This window comes from Paenibacillus sp. RS8, from assembly GCF_041956825.1.
GTDB lineage: Bacteria > Bacillota > Bacilli > Paenibacillales > Paenibacillaceae > Paenibacillus_AQ.
In genome coordinates, this window is record NZ_CP168131.1 from 283,132 (window position 1) to 306,888 (window position 23,757).

Below are 23,757 nucleotides of genomic sequence, written 5' to 3' on the forward strand. Positions count from 1 at the left end.
ATTATTTTGTAAAATATCAGGCTGTTCTAGTATAACAATACTTACTTTTTTTATCAAAATGGTAGAATTATTTACCACTAAAAAAAGAGATGCCCCACCGCCCTTCGGCTTTGGAACATCCCTGTTAACTCTGAGTTGATCAATCTTTAGACGATTGAAGTATGCTTAAGCAATCTTTTAATAGAACGGTTCGCTTCATTCAGAACAATTTCTTTATCTACAGTCTTCAACAGACCTCTTTCCATCACGATCTCCCCATCGATAATCGTAGTTTCCACATCCGCCCGGGTAGCGGAATATACAATTCTAGAGATAGGATCAACGTCGTAGGAGGGGAAGGTGTGGAAATTGAAGAGATTCAAAAGCACTAGGTCTGCCTTTTTACCTACCTCAATACTACCGATCTTCTCTTCCATTCCTACCGCTTTTGCCCCGCCTATAGTTGCCATACGAAATACACTTCTCGCATCCATCGTCGTAGGTCCATGTTGAGGCTTCTGAATAATTGCCGCAAGGCGCATTTCATTAAACATATCTAGATTATTATTGCACGGTGCACCGTCAGCACCTAGACTTAGTGACACATGATCATGGAGCATCCCCGGTGTATCTGCAATTCCAGAGGCTAGTTTCAGATTTGAACCGGGGCAATGACTTACATGGACTCCGCGATCTCGCAATATGCGCCGCTCCTCAGCATCCAGCCAAACACAGTGCGCCAGTATTAAGCGCTCATTAGCTAATCCTAGATGGTCCAGGTAGACGATGTTACGCATTCCGGTCATCGCCTGCACAATCTCAATTTCCCCTAAGTTCTCAGAAGCATGGGTATGGACCTTCACATCATACCTTGCGGAGAGAACTCGTACCTCGGTTAATAAGGGCTCGGTGCAGGATATTACAAAACGCGGAGAGAACGCATATTGAATTCGGCCATTGCCATAGCCATTCCATTTTTCAAGCAAATCCACACTTTCCTGCAAAGAAGAAGCAGTGTCTTCTTGCAGTGCTTCAGGCACATCTCCTCCTTTTTGATCCATCATCACCTTGCCGGACAATGCCCGAATTCCACTTTTAGCAATAGCCTGAAAAGCATAGTCCGTATGATGGACAGTCTCCATATCAACAATCGTAGTGGTTCCGCTGGAGATCAGTTCCCCAATACCAAGCATCGCCGAATAATAAAGGGATTCTTCATCATGCGCAGCTTCTAACGGCCAAATCCGTTTACGCAGCCAATCCATAAGCTCCAGATCATCTCCCTTCCCACGGAATAACGTCTGGCATAAATGAATATGTGTCTGAACAAAACCGGGGATTAAGGTCCGGTTTGTGGCATTGATTACCTTTTCCTCTCCCTTCGGGATCAGGTCAGTGCCGATCTCTACGATGATATCGTCCTTAATTCGAACATCCCCGACAAGCATATCCTCCTGCTTATTCATGGTAATGATTTCAGCATTTTTAATTAGGATGTTCCCCATTGTGCTTCTCCCCCTCATTATTCATTCGTTTGCCGCTCCACGATGTAACAGAAAAAGGCCACAAAAATATGCCTTAGCATATTTTCGTAGCCAGAAATTTACGGTTCCCGGTAGAGACCCTTAAACCAATTATTAAGGATATACGAAAAGAAACTATTCTATTCCAAATTTGAATAAAACAATCATAAAACAAAGACAGGTTTAGTGTCAACACAAGTTATTTAAAATAACACAAAACTTAAATTTAGATGTTTTTACGTAAATATAAATAATTCACCCCTTGTTTATGTTATAAAACCTAACTCAAACTTTGGTTTTCCGCACTATTATTCTAATAACTCATTAATTCCGCTTTTTATACTCGTCCTATTACCCGAACCGATAGCCGCGCTTTTAATAAAGTAATAGCGAGGAGGAGATCAAATGCCAACAATTTCTCAAACCCCAAGTGAGTTGCAAGCATTCATTACCGCTGCTGAAAAAGCATGGTTCGAGGTCTACGATTCTGCCGATTCCCGTAGAGTGATCCGCGTTGACGGTGCTGATTATTATCGTCTGCCGGTTAGATTCAGCACCAGAGCGAAGGTCATTTCATATTTTAGAAAATACTGGGGTATTACAATGAGCAACACCATGTTCTGTAATTTACAAACCGTTTCTAGAAACAACAGACTCTACGTAATATCGGGAGATACAGGAACCATTGCTTTTATCCCAAGAAGACTCACCGTTACGGGTCGCACATCAACAAGAATACGCCTTACAGCAGTTCTGTCGATAGATGATATGAGCGATGAAGATATCGTTAACGTTCGTTATCTAATCGGCGTATCAGGAAATAGACTGCTCATCCTTAACCGAGATCAAAAAAATACTGACCCACGATACCAGACCTGCCGTTAATGAAAATCTCCATAATCTTATAAACACAAAAACGCTCCTATGTAGAAATGGAGGGATCACCCAACCATCTCCATAGGAGCATTTTCTTTGTGCATCTATTTACCGCCAGCTATCCTAGACGCAGTCATCGTTCTAGTACACAACCAGCTTGTTTATGTTGAAGAATCCGGACGCTGTTCCGGTTTCAGCACCTTCTCGAATACTGGAAAGTTCGCCGTGCGGTTTGGAAAATCCACTTCACCTCTATGGTCATAACCAAGGCGAGGATAAATTTCAAGTGCTCTAGTATTCTTGGCATAAGTATCTAACCGAATACTTGTGTAACCATTACGTGCTGCGTAATCCTCTGCAAAAGCAATTAACCTAGTCGCAATCCCTTTACCCTGAATCTGTGGATGGACTGCTAAACGATGCATAATCAGATGTGGCCCTTGATTTTGCTTCCACTCGATCTTCTTATATTCCTCAGAAGCATTCTCATCCAATACAAGAATACCTGCGATAGCCTGATCCTCTTCACATACATATAAGGTACCCTGCGCGATATCCAGTTCGATAATCTCTCTATTCGGATAGCGCTCATCCCACTGGTCGCTTCCAGCGGCCTGCATAACTTGTACACATTTTGAGATCAATTCCATAATCTCTTCTATCTCTTCCTGTCTAGCTTTTCTGATCCCATTTCCTACTTGCATCCTGCTATCCCCTCTTTCTTATCGACATCTGAAAACCGTTTAAATAGATTCTCGTTTTAGAAGTCTATCATATTCGGAGACAAATTCCGATAGTAGGATGATTCCAGAGAGGAAGCAGTCCCTCTAAGTTGAGGGACACGAAAGATCAGTATAACGCGTCATAGATTAGATCTCCGGGTCCCTTCCTCTTAATTCACCTGCTGCTTAATTAAACTCCAGTTTATGCCCGTCCTCGAAGCCCTTGGCGAAACCGGCGTCGAACCCCACGTTGTATGCTTCGGTGTAGCCCTGCTGATAGGCGTCTGCCGGTGGCGTTTCCGGCGAAACGCCCAGGTCCGGGGGGAGCGGAATAACCTGTGGAGCAGGTGGAGCCTCGACAGCCGGCACTACATGTACCGGTGCGTGAATAACTCTTACCTTTCGAACAAGCTTTCGGCGGAGCCTTCTTTTCTTACGTACCAAAAGGCCTTTCTTCGTCTTACCGTAACGAACGATTTTCCGAGCATGCCCTCTGCGAGGTTTGCGGGCTAGACCTCTACGAACTTTCGTTTTACGCGAGAGCAGCAATGTACGTCTGCGGGTTCTGCCCGAACGTAATGTTCTAAGGCTTTTTTTCTTCATGCTTCTATTCCTCCTGTGCTCCATGATCTCTGGAGGTTCCTACGGCGTATGCCTTGCTCAGCCAGGGCGCAGCAGGAATTCCCCGTTTCGGTTGATGCAGTGAAATCCCGGACATCATCCGGCACATCGCGCTCTGATACCCACTTAGGATTCTAATATTGTCGCTCAATTTACGGGCCGTCAGCTCAGATTGCCCCGTCAATTCGGCGATGCTCTCCAAGATGGCCGCCAATGCAGCCTGACTGCGCGAAATGGAGCGGATCATCTCCAGCTTGACGGCATGTTCAGAGAGACGGTCCCCGCTCATTTGCTGTCTTCCCCAAAACTAAACCCATCACCTGACATGTCACCAAAACCTTCTCCGCCGCCATCATCTTCACCACTGCCCAACACTGCTTTTAAATTGCTGTAGAGTCCATTCTCCAGTTTGGTCAGCCCTTCAACCATCTCCACGATGACTTCGTGAATAGAGAGGGATTCCTTTAGCTGCTCACCGTGGGATTCGAAAGCTCTAGCATGGATATGATGCTGTGCCCACTGCTTTACCTTTTCAGCTTCAACCGCCTTAGCTTCCAGAATCATTGCAATGTTCCACTGGATAGTGGCGGTCGACTCCAGCATTTGCAGATATGCTTGTTCTCTGCTCATCATCCGCCTCCTGCTCCTATAGCGTTACTCTTCGTCTTGACCGTTCAGTTCCTTAATTACTCTGCCTACCCCTTCAGCCATCGCTTCTTCCAGATCTGCAAGTGCGTTCAAGTAAGCAATAATATTCTTGTTTACCTGAGTTGAGCTTTCGATCATCCCGCTGATACCGTCAAAATCGGGATCTGCATCTGGCAGATCGTGGACAATTTGCGACATACGGACAGCCACGTGGCGCTCTGCGTCTAGAATCCGCGCCATCTGTTCGTGCGTATGGGCCATGTGCTGCAGGACTTTAGTTATTTTATTCTGCACCTTCATGTCTCCTTTGCTCAAACGCCCTGCTACAGCATATGCGGCAGAAGCCGGGACGGTGCCGGGGATATAAGAGGCCGCCAAGCATTTCAGCGGGAATTATAAGGCATAAAGTATGGTGTGAAACTTAAACTTTCTTATATTTGAATAGAAAATGTTAATAATTGCTGCCTGCTTATAAATGGATTAAAATGTGAAATGCGCATTCTATCATTCACAAAGATTGGAGGGGGAACTATGAAGCTTGGAAGCCAACGGATCGATTTGGCGCCTTTAAATGCTGCAGAGCTTTCACTAGCCACAGATAACTACGCGGAACTTCAGCAACATTTGGGTTTAAACGCCATTAGTGCCGAGCTTGACGATGACATGCAATATGCAATGAAGATACGGCTCAAAAAAGTGCGGCAGGAACCAGAGCATTACCTATGGTTGACCAATTGGGCAATCATTCATCAGAAAGATCAATGCATTATCGGGTTCATTATTCTTAAAGGGTATCCGAATGAAAAAGGCGAGGTTACTATAGGTTACGTGATTGATGAGAAATATAGAAGAAAAGGATACGCTACTGAGGCATTGCGGACGATCAATACGTGGATTCTCAGCCATCCCCAAGCCATCTATGTAATCGCTGATACTGAAAAAGATAATATTGCCTCTTATAAAGTATTGGAGCGCTTAGGTTCAGAAAGGTACCTAGAGACTGAGGATTTGATCTGGTGGAGAATCGCAAAAGAACTTTCATGAGCTCCCGACTCCCTTCCTACTTTCCAATATTACAAAAAAAGCACTGCCACTTATGGCAGTGCATCCTTTAGCTTCTCTCCCGCCTCCCGCAGAGACTGGAACGTGCCCGCATCACTCCACCACTCCTTGAGGACATCATAGCTAAGCCTGCGGTTGGCAGCATATATATTATTTACATCGGTAATCTCCAGTTCCCCTCTCTTGGAAGGGGATACTTGGCGAATGATATCAAACACAGCTTCATCGTACATATAAATACCTGTTACACAAAATTTAGTCTTTGGATGCTCCGGCTTCTCTTCGATATATGCAATCCAAGCAGAATCTTGACTGTCGAATACGGGAACACCGTATCTACGAGCGTCATCCACCGGCTTCAACAATACCTTCGCTGTTCCTTCAGGCTGTCGAAGATAGCTCTCCACATAAGGCGTCAGATCATCCATAAATAGATTATCCCCAAGCAATACGACAAACCGTTCTCCAGGGAAAATGAATCCTTCTGCTAAATCAAGAGCCTCTGCAATGCCTCCAGCAGCCTCCTGAATTTTGTAGGTCAGAGATACACCAAAGGCTGCACCGCTGCCTAAAAAATCCGTATACAGACCAGCAGACTGCTTGCTGATGACCAGAAGAATGTCGGTAATTCCTCCTCGGCGAAGCCGATCTATGCCGTAACACACCATAGGATATTTGCCGACCGGAAGCAAATGTTTGTTCATAAGCCGGGTCAGCGGTTGAAGTCTGGATCCTGTTCCGCCCGCCAGTATGACTCCTTTCACTTACTTTCCTCCTCTTTATCTAAGTCCTTTGCCTTCGGATCTGCACTTTATATGAAAAGTATTGGATCCACATTCCATTTGTTCATAAAAAGCTTACGATTTCGTTCCACCAGCTCCTGCAGCCCGGTGTGGTATACCTGCTTAAAGCTCGCACTTCCTTCATGGTGTATAAGGCAATCCCCTGCAATGAGCAATCGGTATCCCTTTAGCCTGGCGCGATAGCAATAGTCATCGTCCTCGTAATGTCCAGGTGAGTATCTCTCATCCAGCAGACCTACGGAAGTAAGTAACTCTCTTTTGAATAAAAAACATAATCCTACCAACCGTTTAGTCTCCAGCCATTTTTGAGGATTGGAACGGTTAGTTCTCTCTGCAGCCTTATGAAAATCCAACAGACTGTCATAATCAGTCTTCACCTGTTGACGTCCACTCGCATAGTTAGTCACAGGTCCAACAATACCTACTTCAGGAGCACTATATAATGATCTCTTCAGATTGGTTAACCATCCGTGGGAAACCACCACATCATTGTTCAGCAGCAATAATTCATCACCCGATGCTAACAATAAGCCCATATTGCATGCGGATGGAAAACCTCGATTCTCAGGCAAAGAAATAAACGTTATACGATTCGCGCGGCAATAGGCATCCGTTCCATCCGTTGAAGCATTGTCTACAACGATGATCTCGTAAGGCAGCGGAGTATAGGCACGAATCGATTCCACACAGGACCGCAGCAGAGGCAATGCGTTGTAGGTCGGAATAATAATACTGGTCATCGTCATATCCGGTTCCTCCAAGCGGCTACTTGTCTGCGGTATTCGCGCTGCGTTTCATTATTTCGTAGGCCCCCATCATCACGACGGGAAAGCACCTCAAGGAGAGCCTCTGCGTGATCCCCTATGATCAGTTTCTCCACTGCATTTCCAGCGCCTATGTTCGCCTGACGCAGCCGATTATGCTTAATCACATTTACTGTTCCCACTTTCTCCACCCTTAGCTTTTTCAATACAGAAAGAGCTTGGGCTTTAGGAGGAACTATTAATTCACGGTAGCCTATGGTCTCAAGCGCTCGCCGAGAAAGCGCGTGCGGGACAGCCGTCATAGAGCTAACTCCGAGATCGTACCGTCCTAGAGCATAATTCAGAAACAGCTTGCTGCGAGTGACATCGTCGCATAATCCAAAAGAAGGCATCAGTGGATCCAAATCATTAAGAGCCACATCAATTCCTCCATCTACCGCAGCTGTGAATAATTCGAGCTGAGATGCAGGAATGACCATGTCTCCGTCCAGAAAGAGCAGAATATCTCCTCGACTCAGCTTCGCGCCAATAGCCCGCCCTACGTCATGTCCGACAGACTCCGGACAATGTACAATTACAGCTTGACGATGTTGTCTGGAAATGGGAAAGCTGCTATCGCTGCAACCGTTCAGCACGACGATTATTTCAGCAGGCTCCAACCGGGATGCCTGTTGTAGCAGACGTCCCAAGGTCTGCTCCTCGTTACGCGCGGAGATAATAACCGACAAGGTCCCACGTAAGCTCGGTAGTTTCATTGCCTCACGACCTACCTTTGATTGCCGAGACAAAATAGGCGATCGAACGGCAGCGGCTTCTCTTTTTACAGAACGATTCGCTGCCCTTTGACGGGGTGCCCGTGTCGTTTTGGACGGACGAGCTGCTGAACGTTTCTTTACCGTACGAGTTGCTGTTCCTCGTCGAACGGTGGAGCTGCTAGATACTTGTAACAGAGCAACCATCATCTCACCATCTCTCTGCGCCGGGTTCCGTCGCTAAACCCTGCCCTGTTTCCCCGGTGTTCAAGCAAGAGGGATACAGCCTCCATATGATCTGTTGTAATCAACTGCTGCAAAGGATCTGTGCCATCTTCCTTACGTCTGACTGCATTCAGTTTCCCTACATGTACTTTGTGAGCAGCCACCACACGTAAACCACTCAGAACTGCCTGAGCATGTGCCAAAGGGGGACGAGATAATGATTCACTCCCTAAGATTTCAAGCGCTCTCCGGCTGATTGCGTGCGGAACTGCCGTCATCGAACATCCTTTTAGATCCGGACGGCCAAGCAAAATATTGAGTGCATGTTTGGACAGTACTACCGGATGTGGTGAAAGTTTTCGTACCGGTCCGGAATAATCATTAAGCGCTATGTCTGCCCCACCGCTAATAGCGGTGACGAAAGGACGTAGCCCCGTAGCAGGAATCACTAAATCTCCATCTGTAAACAAGAGAACCTCTCCCTTGGCTGCCTCTGCTCCCACACTGCGACCAGCGTCATGACCAAGCGGCAACTCATAGGAAATAACATGTGCACCAAGCGAAAGAGCAATTTCTGCCGTTTGATCGGCTGATCCGTTGACGACTACAATAACCTCGCAGCGCGGATGGACCCCTCTAGCTCCGGATATCACTCCCGCAATGGTTTTAGCTTCGTTCATAGCCGGAATAATTACGGAAACATAGGGATTTGGATGGTTAACGATAGGGACTGCAGCGACTTGCCGCACTGGGCGTGAAGTCCGCCGCTTGATCCGAGAGACCCGCCGTCCTGTGCGGCGGGCAGAAGTACGTTTGGGCTTCATGCTCATCCACCTTCCTTACAGAGCCTATTCGTCAGGCTGAGGGTTACATCACAGTTTATGTACTGCGCCGAACAGGGTAACGGCCTTTGTCTCCTGTCGAGTGGAAAACAGGACAAATGTACTCACCGCCAAACTTTGGCTGAGACATTTGCTTGTACCTAGTATGCTATGGGACACCGCTAACCCTAAACGCTGCATTATCCCTTATTTGAATTGCTAATGGACTCCATAGACGCTATTGTCCGGAAAAACACCAAAGAATGCCCTATTCCTAAATTACGTTATCTGGATCCGGAAGCCGTAGCGGGTGACTAGGACTCGGCGGTACATGTAGCTAACGACCCAAAAAACAACAGAGCAGCGATCTCCATAAGAAGAATCGCTGCTCTGTTATTTTAAGAGAGACGATTTGAAATTTAATCAAACACTCGATCATCCACTGCCGGTTTGGCTAAAGGTGCGCCGATAGCAATCCAAGAGATGACCCCGTAGAAATGAGGAGTTTCGCGCAAGCGCACCACTTGTATCACTGCATCTCCATTAGCTCTGCTCTTTAAGGAAGCATAGAAGTAAGGTTGATTCGTCATGGCGACGAGCACATAACCCGTATGACCGAAGTTCTCATCGAATGATACGGTCACCTCCACACTCTCAGCATCTCCATTGAACATAAATGCTGTCATACCGAACTGCTGGAGCGCCTCTCGCTTTCCTGCAGTCTGAATCGGACTGAAGGATAGATGTTCAGCATTGACAGAATTCACTGCCAAATGGGCTCCGTTTACTGCACCGGGCGCAATATGATAATCCTGAACGCTTTCTTCCTCCAGATGACGGGCTTGAATGGCAAATGAAGAGATTTTGGAAGCTACAACCGCTTCATCCTGAAGCTCCGTCGTCCCTACTGCACCATCGGCCAGATGAGTGGACTCGATGCTGCCTGCCTTAAGCTTCAATCCGTCGATGCTAGCATCCTGAAGCAGCGCTGCGCTACGTGTTTCATCCGCAAGATGCTCCAATTTGATGATACCGGGCTGCAAATGTCGATCTGCCACGATCTGGTCAGCAAGATGCTCTCCATACACACTCCATGGCTGCAAATGTAAAGAATTCACTGAACCTTCGGCCAGCTTTTCTTCGGTGATACTTCCTTCCGGCAACAGATCGGCGCTACGCACCTCTTCTGACAGATGCCCTAAGGTGATGCTGTCGGATCGAATGTGACGACTATCCACCGCATCCGCTGCCAAATGACCACCATAGACGCTACCAGGAGCCAGATGGAAAGAATGGATGGATCCACCCTCCAATTTTTCTCCTGTGATACTGCCATCCGGCAACAAATCGGCGCTAAATACTTCTTCTGCTAAATGATTCAGAGCGATGCTTCCAGACCGGAGATGACGGCTATCTATCGTATCACTCGCTAAATGTCCCCCATACACGCTGCCCGGAGACAAATGAAAGGCATTAATAGATCCACCCTCCAATTTCTTTCCGGTAATACTGCCGTCTGGCAGCAGATCAGAGCTACGAACCTCTTCTGACAGATGAGCCAGACTAATCTCTCCGTGTCGGATATGACGGCCTTTTATTGTACTTGGACTCAGATGACTTCCATTTACACTTTCAGGCGCTAGATGAATAGAATCTACGGATGCTTCCGCCAGCTTCTCACCAGTAAGGCTACCATCTGGCAGCAGGTCAGCACTACGAGCCTCTTCTGACAGATGAGCTAAAGTGATCTCACCATGCAGGATGTGACGCCCTTCTACTGTCCCCGAACTCAGATGACTACCATCCACACTTCCAGGCACCAGGTGAATAGAATCTACGGATTGATTTGCCAGCTTCTCACCAGTAAGGCTACCGTCTGGCAGCAGATCAGCACTACAAGCTTCTTCCGACAGATGAGCCAGCGTGATTTCACCGTACCCAATATGTCGGCCTTCTACTGCACCCGGACTCAGATGACTGCTCCCTACACTTCCAAGTGCAAGATGGATAGAACTTACCGATTCTTCTGCCAACTTCTCGCCAGTAATACTGCCATCCAGTAACAAGTCCGCACTACGCGTTTCTGCTGCTAGATGAGCCAGTGTGATTTCGCTGTTTCCGATATGGCGACCTTCTACTGCACCCGAACTCAGATGACTACTCCCTACACTTTCAGGTGCAAGATGAGTAGAATCTACGGATTCTTTTGCCAGCTTATCCCCGGTAATACAGCCTTCCGGTAACAACTCCGAACTACGTACTTCTTTAGCTAGATGTGATAGGGTAATCTCACCGTACCCGATATGCCGGCCCTCTATTGTATCCAGACCCAGATGATCGCCATTTATACTTCCAGGTATTAGATGACTTGAATTCACAGATTCTTCTGCCAGTTTTTCTCTGGTAATACTGCCGTCTGGAAGCAAGTCTGAGCTACGTGCATCGTTAGCTAGATGAGCCAGTGTGATCTCACCGTACCCAATATGACGTCCTTCTATTGTATCTGGGCTCAGATGACTGCCATTTACGCTTCCAGGTATTAAATGAATTGAATTCACAGATTCTTCTGCTAGCTTTTCTCTGGTAATACTGCCGTCTGGAAGCAAGTCTGCACTACGTGCGTCGTTAGCCAGATGGGCCAATGTGATCTCACCGTACCCGATATGACGTCCTTCTATTGTATCTGGGCTCAGATGACTGGCATTTACGCTTCCAGGTATTAAATGAATTGAATTCACAGATTCTTCTGCTAGCTTTTCTCTGGTAATACTGCCGTCTGGAAGCAAGTCTGCACTACGTGCATCGTTAGCTAGATGAGCCAGTGTGATCTCACCGTACCCGATATGACGTCCTTCTATTGTATCTGGGCTCAGATGACTGCCATTTACACTTCCATCCACTAAATGAACAGAACCTACAGATCCCTTTGCGAGCTTCTCGCCGGTAATACTACCGTTAGGCAGCAGCTCAGAACTAAAAGTCTCTTCTGCCAAATGAGCGAGTGTGATCTCTCCATGCCGGATGTGACGGCCTTCTACTGCACCAAGACTCAGATGATTTCCGTTCACACTTTCAGGTACAAGATGAATAGAATCAACGGATTCTTCTGCTAGCTTCTCCCCAGTAATACTACCCTCTGGCAGCAAGTCGGAGCTGCGTGCATCTTCTGCTAGATGAGCCAGCTTGATCTCACCATATCCGATATGCCGTCCTTCAATCGTATCCGCACATAGATGGCTGCCGTCTACACTGCTCGGTGAAAGATGCTGGGAATCCACAGCCTCTTTGGCCAGCTTAGAGCCGCTTATACTGCCCTCTTGTATTTGAACCGTAGAGATGGAATTAGGAATAATATGGCCATTTCCAATGGACAACGGCCGGATATGCGCTCCGCCGATGCTTCCCGGATTCAAATGTCTGCTCTGAACCGCACTGTCACTAATGGATTTTGATTGAACTACATTCACAGATAAATGCTCTGCCTGAACTGCCGACGCTGCTAATTTACTAGAATCTACACTTCCGTCGGCAAGCTTAGCCGAAGTGACCGATAAATCACTAATCTTATCTGTCGATACACTTTCCGGGGACAGCTTTAACGACGTCACTACATGATCTGCCAGATGATGCGGCTGCACTGCTCCAGCAGCCAAATGAATCTCCCTCACCGCAGCAGAAGCCAGCTTATCGCCTGAAACCGAACCGGACTGAATCGCAGCTGCAGTCACACTATTTTCTCCGAGATGTCTCCGTTCCACAGCTCCAGTGGCAAGATGATCTTTATCTACCACAGCATCCTGCAACGCACGGCCGCTCACGCTGGCATCGGCTAGATGTTTCTCCTCCACTGCACAAAAAGCAATATGCTCCCCACTCACCACTTCACGGGCAATCGTGCTTCCAATGACCGATCCTGCTGCTAGTTTCGCCGAGCTCACCACTCCGTCGGCTAACTTGGCGGAAGTTACGCTCTGTGGACGAAGTTGCTCCGCACCTACAGACTCTGAGGCCAGCTTTTCTCCAGTGACAGCGCCAGAGGACAGATGATGAGTATAAATAGCTTCATCCATAAGCTGCTCCGAGCCTACCGACTCCGGAGCTAAATGAGAGTGGTTCACAGCCTCACGTTCCAGATGATTGGAGGAAACAGCCTGCATAGCGATTTGCGGTCCGCGTATGGCGGATTTAGCAATATGTCTTGTGGTTACAGCTTCATCTGCTAGCTTATGTGCGAGTATGCTTTGATCAGCGATTTTCGATGAGGTGACCGCTTGCTCAACCAGCTGTGCAGTGCCTACCGCACCTTCCGTTAGCTTTAAAAAGGAGATACTTCGGTCAGCCAGATGTCGACTCGTTATTTCCCCGTCGCTGATATGGGAACCGTGCACGCTTTCTGCACTTAAGTGGATACTTCTCACCACTTCTGCACCTAGCTGCTTGGAACCGATAGCGCCATCAGCTACATGTGCGCCTTCGATTACACCCGACTGAAGCTGCTCCTTGCCGATCAGCTTGCTGGCAAGCTGCCCTGGGCCGATCGCTCCCGGAGCCAGATGTCTGGCGGTTATCAAAGCATCGCTTAGATGGCGACCTTCAATCACAGCATCAGCCAGCTTGGAGCCGCTGATTTCACCATCGGCTATTTTATCGCCTGATACCGCTGCATCAGCTAGCTTGGAACGGTCAACACTCCCATTTGCGATGTGGCGGCCCGAGATGCTGCTGCTTCCTATTTTGTCACCAGTTACCGCCCCATCCTCCAGTAGCTCTGCCGTAATAATCAGATCACTCAAATGACGGCTCTCAATGGATTTATCTGCAATTTGACCGCCGCCAATAATCCGATCCGCCAGCTTCTCCGGACTAATACTGCCGTTCTTCAGCTTCTCTCCACTGATGGAATGATCCAGCAGTTTACCGCCACTTACGCTTCCTTCGGCTAAATGCTCACCTACAATGGATTCAGGCGCAATTTTCGAAGAAGTAACTGCCTTGTCCGCGATATTGATACTCTGTACAGCGTAATCTTGCAGCCAAGGTGTACCAATAATGCCGAACTTCAGCTTTGAGCCGTCAATGGTGCGTGGAGCGATTTTAGCCCCGGTCACTGCTGCATCCGATAGATCATCTGTATAAACAGGCTGGAACCGCTCTTTTTCAGGAGCGAACCATATCGTCTCAGGAAGATTATCCGCCTGTTTCTGAAGCTGTGTTTCCACTATAGGCTCTGGCTCTGGTTGCAGAACGGGTACGAAAATCGCTTCCTCTTGAACGACTTCAGCTATTGCTCCTCCACTTACCTGAACATCCGCGAGCTCTGCTTTACTGACTCCGTCACTGCCGCTCCCCGAATCCTTTGAACTGCTTTTGCTTTCCAGCATAGTCAGTTCCTTTATATTGGGATTATCTACATAGTAGAGTCGTTTTTGTGGACTGCGCGGCTGCTTTTTTTTGGAACCCCTCACAAGCAGTCTCCTCCTTCCATCTAATGTTTCTCCTAGGCATCATATGCAGCGGTATGGGCTGATGACACCCTTTTGCAATAAGCCCTTTATTAGATTCTGATGAAATTTATACTTTCTTATATTTATAAAAAAAGGCTTCTGCCGCCGCGCATTCGTCCACCCTGACACGCGGGTACAAACATACAATGACAAGAGTAGTAAAGGCGGGAATCACGTGACCGAAGAAACAGGAGGTACAGACATGGGGCATAAGCTCGTTGGAATACTACTAAATGCCGATATGCACCGAGGCGTTCCCCGGCTAAAAACAGGACAGGAGTCTCTATCCAACTATGAAGAGGCGGCCGCTGCATACGGCTTAGTCCCTTGCTTCCTGAAGCTCGCGGACATCGATACAGACTCAGGCTTCAGTGCCGCCTATATAAAAGGTTCTCTTGGATATAAAAGCGTTGTAGTACCTACGCCCACTGTCATCCATAACCGGGCGATATACAGCCAAAATAGTCCAGGGATGCAACGTCTGCTGCGGCACCATCCTTTGGTGTACAATACATGCAATCGATACGGCAAAGATGAGATCCATGAACTGCTTGAGCAGCATGAAGAGCTTCGTGAGGTATTGCCTGCAACAACAGGAGTATCTGGACTCAAACAAATGATGAATCATTACCCGGATCTTATTCTTAAACCATGCCGTGGAAGCATTGGGCATGGTGTCATGCGGCTGGTTCGAAAAGGAACACAGCGCTGGAGCCTAAATTATCTTTCTCCCTCAATGCGGCGCTGGATAAGCACTCCCGTCTATCAGGGGGCACTGCCAAAAGCGCTCCGAACACGTCTTGCCTCCGTCCCTTATCTCGTGCAGGAGCGTATTCCCCTTGCGGAGATTGGAGGACGTCCATTTGATCTGCGGGTCACTGTTCAACGCGGCTGGGGAGGAGATTGGCAAGTCACGGGGCTCTTTGCCAAACTGGCACCCCCTGGGGGTTTTGTCTCCAATATAGCCCGTGGAGGCGAAGCGTTAAGCTCTTCCTTTGCACTTGAAAAAGCTTTCACTAGATCAACAGCAGCCCATATCCGTATGTCTGTCGAAGCACTTAGTCTTGTGATCGCACGTTGTCTCGAACAAGACCTTCCAGGTCTGGCTGATATCGGACTGGATATTGGCATTACTAAGGAAGGCCAACTCTTCTTCATAGAATGCAATGGCCGCGACCAACGCTATGGATTTCACAAAGCCGGCCTAACAGAGATTTGGAAGGAGAGTTACCGAAGACCTATGGGATACGCACGTTTTTTACTAGAAAAGAACAGTCTCATATATAACGGTTATTGATTTGTCTCCTATTCTATGTCAATATAATGCAGAGCAGAGACGGCCGCATACAGCCGTACTGCTGTATTATGGAAGGGAGATGGGCATGGTAAAACAATTGCTGCGGCTGATGACCGAGCTATCCTCGCACCGATGGATTTCACGGATAATGGGGTCTTTTTCTCATAGTAGACTCAGCCGTTTTCTAATCCCGGTATTTATTAAGACTTATCAAATCCCCTCCGCGCAGGCGGAGAAGAATCCTGGAGAATATCTCACTCTTAATGAGTTTTTCAGCCGCCGGCTGAAGCCTGGCATGCGGCCTATTGCAACCGATGCTGACGCTTTAGTTAGTCCCGTAGATGCAATGATTACTGCTATGGGCGATATTAATTCTGGTACGATTATGAATGTAAAAGGGCAGGATTATAAGATCGAGGATCTACTAAATCATTCTCCACATCTGGAGCTGTACAAAAAGGGCTTTTTCTTCGTCCTTTATCTGAGTCCTACAGATTATCACCGGATTCACTCTCCCCTTACTGGACATAAGGTGGAGAGCGATTATATTCGTGGACGAGCCTACCCTGTCAATGATTTCGGTATGCGACATATGAAGGGTGTATTGAATCGTAACGAACGTCTCATTACGTATATCGCTGGAAGCTATGGTGAAACCGCAGTAGTGAAGGTAGGCGCGATGAACGTCAGCAGCATCCGGTATACGGATGCTAATGCTACCGAGTGGCAAATCGGCGATGATCTAGCCTATTTCGAGTTCGGCTCCACTGTAGTGCTGCTTATGGAAAGCGGTACTTTTACCCCAAGACCTAACCTTGAGGTCAACTCGAAGGTAAAAATGGGGGAGTTGCTGGGGACGCTGCATCAGCCTTAGTAAAGTTACGATATAACAAAATAAGGGTATCCCTGACCGATTAAAATCGGCGCCGGGATACCCTTATTTTGTTTATTTCACTTTAGAGCTTGTTACACTAGCATAGTAATCGAGCACATTTTTGATGATCACAGCTGCTTCAGCTCTTGTGGCCGAAGCTGTCGGATGCATTTCTCCACCACTGCCTCCATTAACAATACCAAGATCTTTGAAGGCATAGACCGCTTCTTTAGCATAACCTGCGATAGAAGCATCATCTGGGAAGTCATGGTTCATCGCTTGCGGTAATTCAACATTCAGTTTCTTCAATGCATTGAATAGAATTACACACAAGTCCTGACGGCTAATGCTGCTATTTGGAGCAAACATTCCGTTACCGATACCGTTGATCAGCTGATTAGAAGTGCCAATCTCAACATAGTTTTTATACCAAGCATCTTTCAGAACGTCAGTAAACTGCTTTTGATTCTCACCCATGCTGAAGTTGAAACTTTTTACTACCATGGCAACAAACTCGGCACGGTTTACCTTCCCGCTTGGATCAAAGCTTCCGTCTGTGCGTCCGCCGATAATATTTCTCTCCATCAGCGCTGCAATTGCGGATTCTGCCCAAGTAGGAATTAGAGCAGCATCTTTGAATTTATTCTTGAGCTCTTGTCTGATTAGTTCCGGTGTCTTAGTTTTTTCATCTGTTTTTGGAGTCTGAGGCTGCTGTTCTCCAGGTTTTATGACTTCTCCAGGAATCGACGGTACTGAAGATACCGCTGGGGTAGTCGGTGTTGGTGTGCTTGGTTGCCCGCTATCTCCACCTGATCCGCCGCTGTAAGGTTTAACGATCACAGAAATCTGCACCTTCAGACCAAGAGGATTACCTACACCCTCCGGCAAGATCAAATCCCCCTTGATAGTGTACATTCCTTCCGCATTACCGTTATAGCCTTCCTTGTTCCACTGAACAGAAATGACCCTATTCACCTCAGTATTTAGAGTTACAGATACTGACGTTGGCAGCTCCAGCGCGTCAAATCCGGTACCGTAAGCAACGCTCTTACTTACTAGTGCTTGCACTGCCGTAATCTCCGGAGTCGTAACGATCTCTGGCAGTACATCGATCTTAATGGTTGCCTTCAGGTTCTTTGGATTGCTGATTCCTTGCACAGGTACTAGCGCACCATTCAGGATATAAGTCCCCGGTTTATCGCCATTGTAACCTTCATCGTTCCATTCAATGGATATCTCCTTGGTCTCCCCGTTATTCAATGTAGCTTTAATTGAAGATGGCAGCTTCAATCCATTAAATGAAGCCCCGAATGGAACACTCTTACTTTCCAAATCCTGCACGGCGGTAATCTCAGCAATGCGAATCACCTCCGGCATTACCTGTATGGTGATGGAAGCTTTCAGATCATTCGGATTAATCATTCCTTCTTCCAGAACCATAGTACCGTTCAGTACGTATGATCCTTCTGCATTACCGTTATAACCAGTAGGGCTCCATTGAACAACAAGTTCCTTCATCTCATACGTATCCAGTGTTACTGTAACTGAAGATGGCAATTCCAGCTTATCAAAGGCGGTGCCAAACTCAACATTTTTACCCTCCAGCTTCTCAACTTTAGTAATCTGGATAGGTTTAGTGCCCTCTGGCAGTACAACCACTGTTATAGAAACAGTTTGATGGGTACTGTTCAACACACCCTCTGGTAGCTCAAAGCTGCCTGCAAGCGTATAATTCCCTGCTTTGCCGCCGTTATAATCTTTACTGTCCCATTGTACAGGCAAGTGAATTACCTTTTTGTTGCCCAATGTTGCTTCCACTGTAGCAGGTAGAATTAATTCTCCTGCAGCAGTCCCAAACGGTACACTCAGCAGTTGCGGCTGAACAATCGATACAATGTCTCTAGCATGGGTATCCTCTGTCCATTTGGCATAATACACCGTGCTTCTGTTCAATACTGTCTCTGCGGCTAATGCATCACCGGTCCCTTCTTTATTATCAAACCAGCCATCAAAAATGTAACCTTCACGTTCCGGTGCCATAGGTAAGCCACTTAATGCTTCACCTTTAAGTGCGGTTACCTTAGTAGGCGATGGTGCGTCCAGATAATTCTGATCGAAGGTTACTTCAATCGGCTCAGCATAAATGAGTTCAACATATTGCAAATTAGCATTTAATCCGTTAAAAATCATATACACATTTTGTTTTCCAGTCACTTTGCTTCTGTCTAGGAAGGTTTCCGCTGTCAAATAATGATCAATATAAGAATTTCCGGGCGTTTGCTTGGTGCTTGCCATGCCATAATTTCCCCAAGCAGCGCCTGCTTTCTGAGCAAAACTAATGCTTGCAAATTCATTACCAAGTTCAAAAGAACCTCCGCCGCTGTAAGCATCAGCGTATGCTCTTCCTGTTGTGGTAGCTCGTTTAACTGGTTTACCCGTATTGTCCGCCTCTGTATAGAACTTAAAGGATGGAGAGGTTCCGCCTTCACGGGCATACTGCACTCTGACTTCCACAAGATTGGTCAAGTCAACCTGACCGAAATAAACAAGGTCATTAGAATTGACATAGCTCATGGCCTCCGTGCCACTTTCAAATCTGAACTGGGTATTGGTTGCATAAATCCATGGTGCATTATAAGGATAAATTCTAATACCGTTCTCTACCTTCAACGTTTCTCTCGGAGCAATATTGATCGGCATGGACGATAGGCTCAAATCTGTTATAGCCGTTTTCAAAGAAGCTATGGCCTCTGCAACAACCTCATCGTTGATCGGCTCGGCAAGAACAGCCTTGACCTCTTCCAGCACAGCGTTGAATTTGAGCTTTTTGTAAGCTGTGTATGCACTCATATCGATGTTTTGAGCAGCCTTGATATCCGCATCTAACGCAGATGTGTCTACATTGTCCTGCTTTAACTGGAAGGTTAACCAGTTCAAGTCAATGCCAGCACTCTCAAATACAATTCTAAGGGTATGCTCGCCCTCCGACAGATGAATATCAGGGATTCTGAAGGTTTTCCATACCCCTTTAGTCGTGGTAAGGTCAAAGGTTCCCAGTAGCTTATCGCCATCATAGACGCCAAAGGACATTTGGGCGACATCCGATTGACTGGAACGAATTCGTGATGTGACTTTGTACATGCCTTCTTTCTCCACATTTACCTTATAGGAAATGGCTTCACCTTTGCTTGTGTTGGTGTAGCATAATCCGCCGTCTACATCATTGCTGCTTACCGGCGTGATTATTGGAGTAATGGAGGCAAATTCCGTTTCTGCTACCTTCAATTTAGTATTTTCCCCAATCTTCTTTACTGCCAAAGCTACATCACTATTGATTCTGACATAATCAAAATCAACAATAAATGGATCTGTAAGAGTCTGACTTCCGTTGGATGCAAGTAACCCAAACTTCGGATTGGCATAATTCGCAGTTGTACTGCCTAGTGAAATATATTCCTTGCCGTCAGCGCTGACATAACCCGAGTAGCTGTTACCTATTTTTTTCAGCCGTAAATATAGCTCTTTCTTTTCTCCGAAAATACTAGTGAGCTGACTAGCAGACAGTTGTCCGATGGTAACAGGCTCCGTGCCCCCGGTTTCTTTGGTCATGCCAATGATCTTGCCGCTACTGTATTCATACTTCACCCAGATATAGTTATTGTTATCCTGTGAAGCCGTGATGCCGACGCCGTTATAATTTTGATTTGGCGCTTTGCTCATATTAATTTTTACGGTTGCTTCCCAGTTGCCGAAGGCTTCCTGCTGGAAATAGTTCTTCAAATCTGCATGATCACTCCAGAAGTCCCCTCTTTCAGCGATGATTCTTAAATTGCCGGGAGCAGTGCTCAAAGACCAATTTTTGCTGTTTTCTGCATTGGTAGCAGTCTCTTTATTAATCGTCCAGAAGTTGCTTAAACTCGTAGTGTCGAACTCATCGCTCTGTGGTGTCGTACCAAACTGTATCACATAGGAATTCGCCTGATCGGAGCTGATACATTTGATCGTCACTCTTTTATTGATGAGATCTACGTTGGCTGTCGCTTTTACACCATCATCCGATTCAAACGTAACTTTAGGTAAAGCAGCCCCGTTACTGAGACCTACATCATAACTGAACCTGGTCTGCGCAAAGCCCTCAAGCGGCTTACCATCAATCGAGATGTTCTTTAAATAAGCATAGGTCGGATTCTCAAAAATCGGTTCCAAGCCTTCCTCCGAAGTGAAGATAACCTTGTAGATCCGTTTCTCTCCTCCGGCCGAAGCAGTAATTACAGCAGCCGGTCTATCTTTATCGGCTTGTCGTACACTTACGTCTACACCGGCTGTCGCCGTAGCTTTGACTTCAGGGTAGCTGCTTATTTCAGTCGTTTCACCAAAGGCCTTATAGTCGAGTTTCAATGGATTAAATATCTTGATCTTTTTGCCGCCTACCGTAATCTCGGAGAGCTGCGGATCACCCGATTTGTCCGTATTCACCCGGAACCAATCTTTTCCCGGCGTGTAATTGACCACGTAGTCAATCTTTGCCGTTCTTGCAAAGGCTGGAGATTGCATCAAGAAGCTCGTGATATTCTTAGCAGAACGCTGCAATTCTCCTAAGGTCAGACTGCCGTTAGCAAGCGATGTCATCGTATTAAAGGTACTGTTATTCCGATTCTTATGCGTTTCTGCATAATCGTTCGGAATTACCATGTAAAGATCGTTTTGGGCACGAACCATAGCTTTGCCATTGGTTTCATCATAACGATTGGAAGTGGCATAGAAGCCCTGGTCCTCACTCATCTTCGCCCACCAGTCTGTCATGACAATACCGTCAAAGCCCCATTCTCCGCGGAGGATGGTCGTATTCAGATCATAGTTACTGGAAGCCCAAGTACCGTTTACCGGACCATAGGACGTCATCACTGAACGCGCCTTTCCACTCTTCACAGCCATTTCATAACCTTTCAAATAAATCTCGCGCAGCGCTCTTTCAGAGACAAGTGCATTCACAAGATGTCTATCCGTTTCCTGATTGTTTGCAGCGAAATGCTTAATCGTTGGTGCCGTACCGTTCTTCTGAAGACCCCTTGTCTGTGCAGCAGCCATGATGCCTGTCAGTAACGGATCCTCCGAAAAATACTCGAAGTTTCTCCCGTTCAGGGGACTTCTGTGGATATTGATTCCCGGTCCTAGCAGCGTATCAATATTGTTAATCAACATTTCTTTGCCGAGAAGATCGAATAATCTTTCATTGAGCTCCGTGTTCCACGTACAAGCAAGCATCGTCCCGTTCGGGATACTGGTTGCCTTCTCTGCATTGGTCTCCATCCGGATGCCTGAAGGGCCGTCCGCCGCACTGTCGATAGGGAGTCCGAATTTCAGCAGATTTTTAGTGACACCACCAAAGGCGGCAGCGGTACCAGCTGTAACTTTAGGGCTGGACATCCCTTCCCCTAAAATAATGGCCCCTAGATCGTTGTTAGACAATTGTGCGATGAACTGGTCCATAGTCACTTTTTGATTGTATACATCCAATAGGGTATAACCCTTGTCCCCAGTTTGTGGAATGGACGCAGGGAGATTCTGTTTGATTCTCTCATCCAAGTTGGTAGTTCTTATCGGTACCTTTTCAGTAACAGTGGTAAAAGTACCATTTCCATTCGGCTGACCTGGTTTGATGCGATCAAATTCCTTAGTAGGCGCGAGCGCTTCCTGCAAGGTTTCTACAACCTTCAAAGTATTTAGACTGTATACTCCTTGCTTTACGCTGTCACTTACACTGTTGCCTACATAAATATTATAGTCACCAGCTTCTAGGACATAAGATGAATCATGACCTGTAATCCCGCTGTCATCATATGAAGCCATATCTTTGGTGTCATATGTGATGGTAATTGACTGTGCTTCCCCAGGCTGTAGCAGCCGGGTCTTAGCAAAAGCAGCAAGCTCCTTGGCCGGTTTACCAAGTTTACCTTGTGGTGCACCGTAATAAATCTGTACAACTTCTTTGCCTTCCACCTTACCTGTATTCTGAACAGTTACAGTCACTGCAACCTCATTCTCACCAGCAGTGACATTGTCAGTAGTGATCTTGAAATTGGTATAGGACAACCCGTAACCAAATGGATAGAGCACCTTATCTGGAGCAAAGGTCTCAAAATACCGATAACCTACATAAATATCCTCACTATAAGAATTCTCAGTTTTGCTGCCAAAATGTGCAGTAGAAGGATAGTCAGCAAGTGTAGCTGCAATCGTATCGCTCAATTTACCGCTTGGCGTAACGTCTCCGGTCAGCACATCGGCTACTGCACTTCCCCCTTCCATCCCCCCTTGCCATGTATATAAAATAGCAGCTTTGGGATAGTTTTTAGCCCATGACATATCGATAACGTTGGCTACGTTCAATACTATGGCCACTCGGTCGAATTTGGCATAGACCCGGTTAAGCATATCAACTTCAAGGTCTGTCAGCTTATAGGCACCCTTGACGTCCGTATTATCTTTATCTTCACCAGCTGTTCTGCCTATGATGACCACAGCAGCATCCGTTTTTGCTTTTGCTGCATCCACAATTTCATCGGTTAAAGGCATTTCCGCCTGGGACCATGGCTCAGCAGCCCAGCCACCACCGCCGTTGTTGAAAGGATTCTTTTTGATCCAGTCGGCGTAGACCTTCGCCAGATCTTCATTTAACTTGAGACTGGGATTGTTGCGAAGCCCCTCCAGAATCCCGTTCACATAATCTACCCTTACAGCACCCCCAGATCCTGTGCCTGACTTGTAATAATGCGCTTGTATGCGGCCAAATACAGATACATTTTCACTCTTCTTGATAGGGAGCACTTGTTCATTCTCATTTACTTCTGACCCTGCTAGTTTATACTCCGGATTTTGCAGCAGCACGATACCTTCAGCTGCCACTTCCCGGGATACATCCGCTAAACCCGGGAGAACCTTCGCCATAACGGTAGAACTGGTACCAGGCGTTATGATTGAGGTTATCAGAATGCAGCAGAATAATATTTTAAGTAAGCGATTACAATTATTCCTCATACTTATCACCATTCCTTTCGATTAAGGTACAGCTTAGGATAATGGGTCATCGTAAAATATTCACTTCATAAATCAATAGGATGAATTTTCTTTCAGGAAGGAGTTATTCTCTAAAAATAATTTGCGCCAGCCGCTGTGGAGTAAGGCTTATTCAAGCATCAAGTAAGTTACAACAGAACAGAACAGAACAAATCAGAATAAATCAGATTAAATCTAAACCGGTTTAGATTTTGTGCATAATTCCCCTC

The 23,757-nt window shown here is 46.7% G+C and carries 16 protein-coding genes and 1 riboswitch; of the genes, 4 read left to right on the plus strand and 12 right to left on the minus strand.

Annotated features, from left to right (window positions below; genetic code table 11):
- Nucleotides 1–146: 146 nt before the first annotated feature.
- Nucleotides 147–1,484, minus strand: coding sequence for a 5'-deoxyadenosine deaminase (locus ACDZ28_RS02315; RefSeq protein WP_375103940.1), 1,338 nt, complete (start codon nucleotides 1,482–1,484; stop codon nucleotides 147–149).
- Nucleotides 1,485–1,551: 67 nt separating this feature from the next.
- Nucleotides 1,552–1,650, minus strand: a riboswitch (purine riboswitch).
- A gap of 257 nt (nucleotides 1,651–1,907) precedes the next feature.
- Between ACDZ28_RS02315 and ACDZ28_RS02320 the strand changes: the two genes are divergently transcribed.
- Entirely contained in the window at nucleotides 1,908–2,387 is a 480-nt protein-coding gene (locus tag ACDZ28_RS02320) for a DL-endopeptidase inhibitor IseA family protein (RefSeq protein WP_375103941.1), read from the plus strand.
- Between the two features lie 152 nt (nucleotides 2,388–2,539).
- On the opposite strand, the gene ACDZ28_RS02325 is transcribed toward ACDZ28_RS02320, so the two are convergent.
- The 5 genes from ACDZ28_RS02325 to ACDZ28_RS02345 form a co-directional block, all read right to left on the minus strand.
- Nucleotides 2,540–3,082 carry a GNAT family N-acetyltransferase gene (locus ACDZ28_RS02325; RefSeq protein ID WP_042130851.1) on the minus strand — a complete coding sequence of 181 codons (543 nt, stop codon included), beginning with the start codon at nucleotides 3,080–3,082 and terminating at the stop codon, nucleotides 2,540–2,542.
- 204 nt (nucleotides 3,083–3,286) lie between these two features.
- Nucleotides 3,287–3,703, minus strand: a complete 417-nt coding sequence (locus tag ACDZ28_RS02330; protein WP_076119484.1) for a hypothetical protein — start codon at nucleotides 3,701–3,703, stop codon at nucleotides 3,287–3,289.
- Between the two features lie 4 nt (nucleotides 3,704–3,707).
- On the minus strand, nucleotides 3,708–4,010 hold the full coding sequence (locus ACDZ28_RS02335; RefSeq protein WP_042130853.1) for a hypothetical protein: 303 nt from the start codon (nucleotides 4,008–4,010) through the stop codon (nucleotides 3,708–3,710).
- Nucleotides 4,007–4,354 carry a restriction endonuclease subunit S gene (locus ACDZ28_RS02340; protein WP_313641147.1) on the minus strand — a complete coding sequence of 116 codons (348 nt, stop codon included), beginning with the start codon at nucleotides 4,352–4,354 and terminating at the stop codon, nucleotides 4,007–4,009. Before ACDZ28_RS02340 ends, ACDZ28_RS02335 begins: the two co-directional genes overlap by 4 nt.
- 21 nt (nucleotides 4,355–4,375) lie before the next feature.
- Nucleotides 4,376–4,669, minus strand: coding sequence for a nucleoside-diphosphate sugar epimerase (locus ACDZ28_RS02345; RefSeq protein ID WP_081389864.1), 294 nt, complete (start codon nucleotides 4,667–4,669; stop codon nucleotides 4,376–4,378).
- A gap of 231 nt (nucleotides 4,670–4,900) precedes the next feature.
- Here ACDZ28_RS02345 and ACDZ28_RS02350 point away from each other — a divergent pair, with 231 nt between their 5' ends.
- A complete protein-coding gene (locus ACDZ28_RS02350) occupies nucleotides 4,901–5,413 on the plus strand; it encodes a GNAT family N-acetyltransferase (protein ID WP_375103942.1) in 513 nt (170 codons plus the stop codon).
- Between the two features lie 50 nt (nucleotides 5,414–5,463).
- Here ACDZ28_RS02350 and ACDZ28_RS02355 read toward each other — a convergent pair whose 3' ends face one another.
- The 5 genes from ACDZ28_RS02355 to ACDZ28_RS02375 all read right to left on the minus strand — a co-directional run bounded on the left by ACDZ28_RS02355 (nucleotide 5,464) and on the right by ACDZ28_RS02375 (nucleotide 14,261).
- The gene (locus tag ACDZ28_RS02355; RefSeq protein ID WP_042130857.1) at nucleotides 5,464–6,195 is read right to left on the minus strand and encodes a sugar phosphate nucleotidyltransferase; all 732 of its coding nucleotides are present in this window, start codon (nucleotides 6,193–6,195) and stop codon (nucleotides 5,464–5,466) included.
- 47 nt (nucleotides 6,196–6,242) lie between these two features.
- On the minus strand, nucleotides 6,243–6,980 hold the full coding sequence (locus tag ACDZ28_RS02360; RefSeq protein ID WP_042130858.1) for a glycosyltransferase family 2 protein: 738 nt from the start codon (nucleotides 6,978–6,980) through the stop codon (nucleotides 6,243–6,245).
- A complete protein-coding gene (locus ACDZ28_RS02365; RefSeq protein WP_339287982.1) occupies nucleotides 6,977–7,960 on the minus strand; it encodes a glycosyltransferase in 984 nt (327 codons plus the stop codon). The genes ACDZ28_RS02360 and ACDZ28_RS02365 overlap by 4 nt, the downstream gene beginning before the upstream one ends.
- Nucleotides 7,957–8,799, minus strand: coding sequence for a glycosyltransferase (locus ACDZ28_RS02370; RefSeq protein WP_331281341.1), 843 nt, complete (start codon nucleotides 8,797–8,799; stop codon nucleotides 7,957–7,959). The genes ACDZ28_RS02365 and ACDZ28_RS02370 overlap by 4 nt, the downstream gene beginning before the upstream one ends.
- A 416-nt stretch (nucleotides 8,800–9,215) precedes the next feature.
- A complete protein-coding gene (locus ACDZ28_RS02375) occupies nucleotides 9,216–14,261 on the minus strand; it encodes a WIAG-tail domain (protein WP_375103943.1) in 5,046 nt (1,681 codons plus the stop codon).
- 214 nt (nucleotides 14,262–14,475) lie between these two features.
- Here ACDZ28_RS02375 and ACDZ28_RS02380 point away from each other — a divergent pair, with 214 nt between their 5' ends.
- Both ACDZ28_RS02380 and asd read left to right on the plus strand, forming a co-directional pair.
- Nucleotides 14,476–15,597 (plus strand): YheC/YheD family protein, encoded by a 1,122-nt coding sequence (locus ACDZ28_RS02380; RefSeq protein WP_231573920.1) that lies wholly within the window; start codon nucleotides 14,476–14,478, stop codon nucleotides 15,595–15,597.
- 85 nt (nucleotides 15,598–15,682) lie between these two features.
- Nucleotides 15,683–16,471, plus strand: a complete 789-nt coding sequence (gene asd, locus ACDZ28_RS02385; protein WP_042130862.1) for an archaetidylserine decarboxylase — start codon at nucleotides 15,683–15,685, stop codon at nucleotides 16,469–16,471.
- A gap of 72 nt (nucleotides 16,472–16,543) precedes the next feature.
- On the opposite strand, the gene ACDZ28_RS02390 is transcribed toward asd, so the two are convergent.
- A complete protein-coding gene (locus ACDZ28_RS02390; protein ID WP_375103944.1) occupies nucleotides 16,544–23,419 on the minus strand; it encodes a glycoside hydrolase family 3 C-terminal domain-containing protein in 6,876 nt (2,291 codons plus the stop codon).
- Nucleotides 23,420–23,757: the final 338 nt, after the last annotated feature.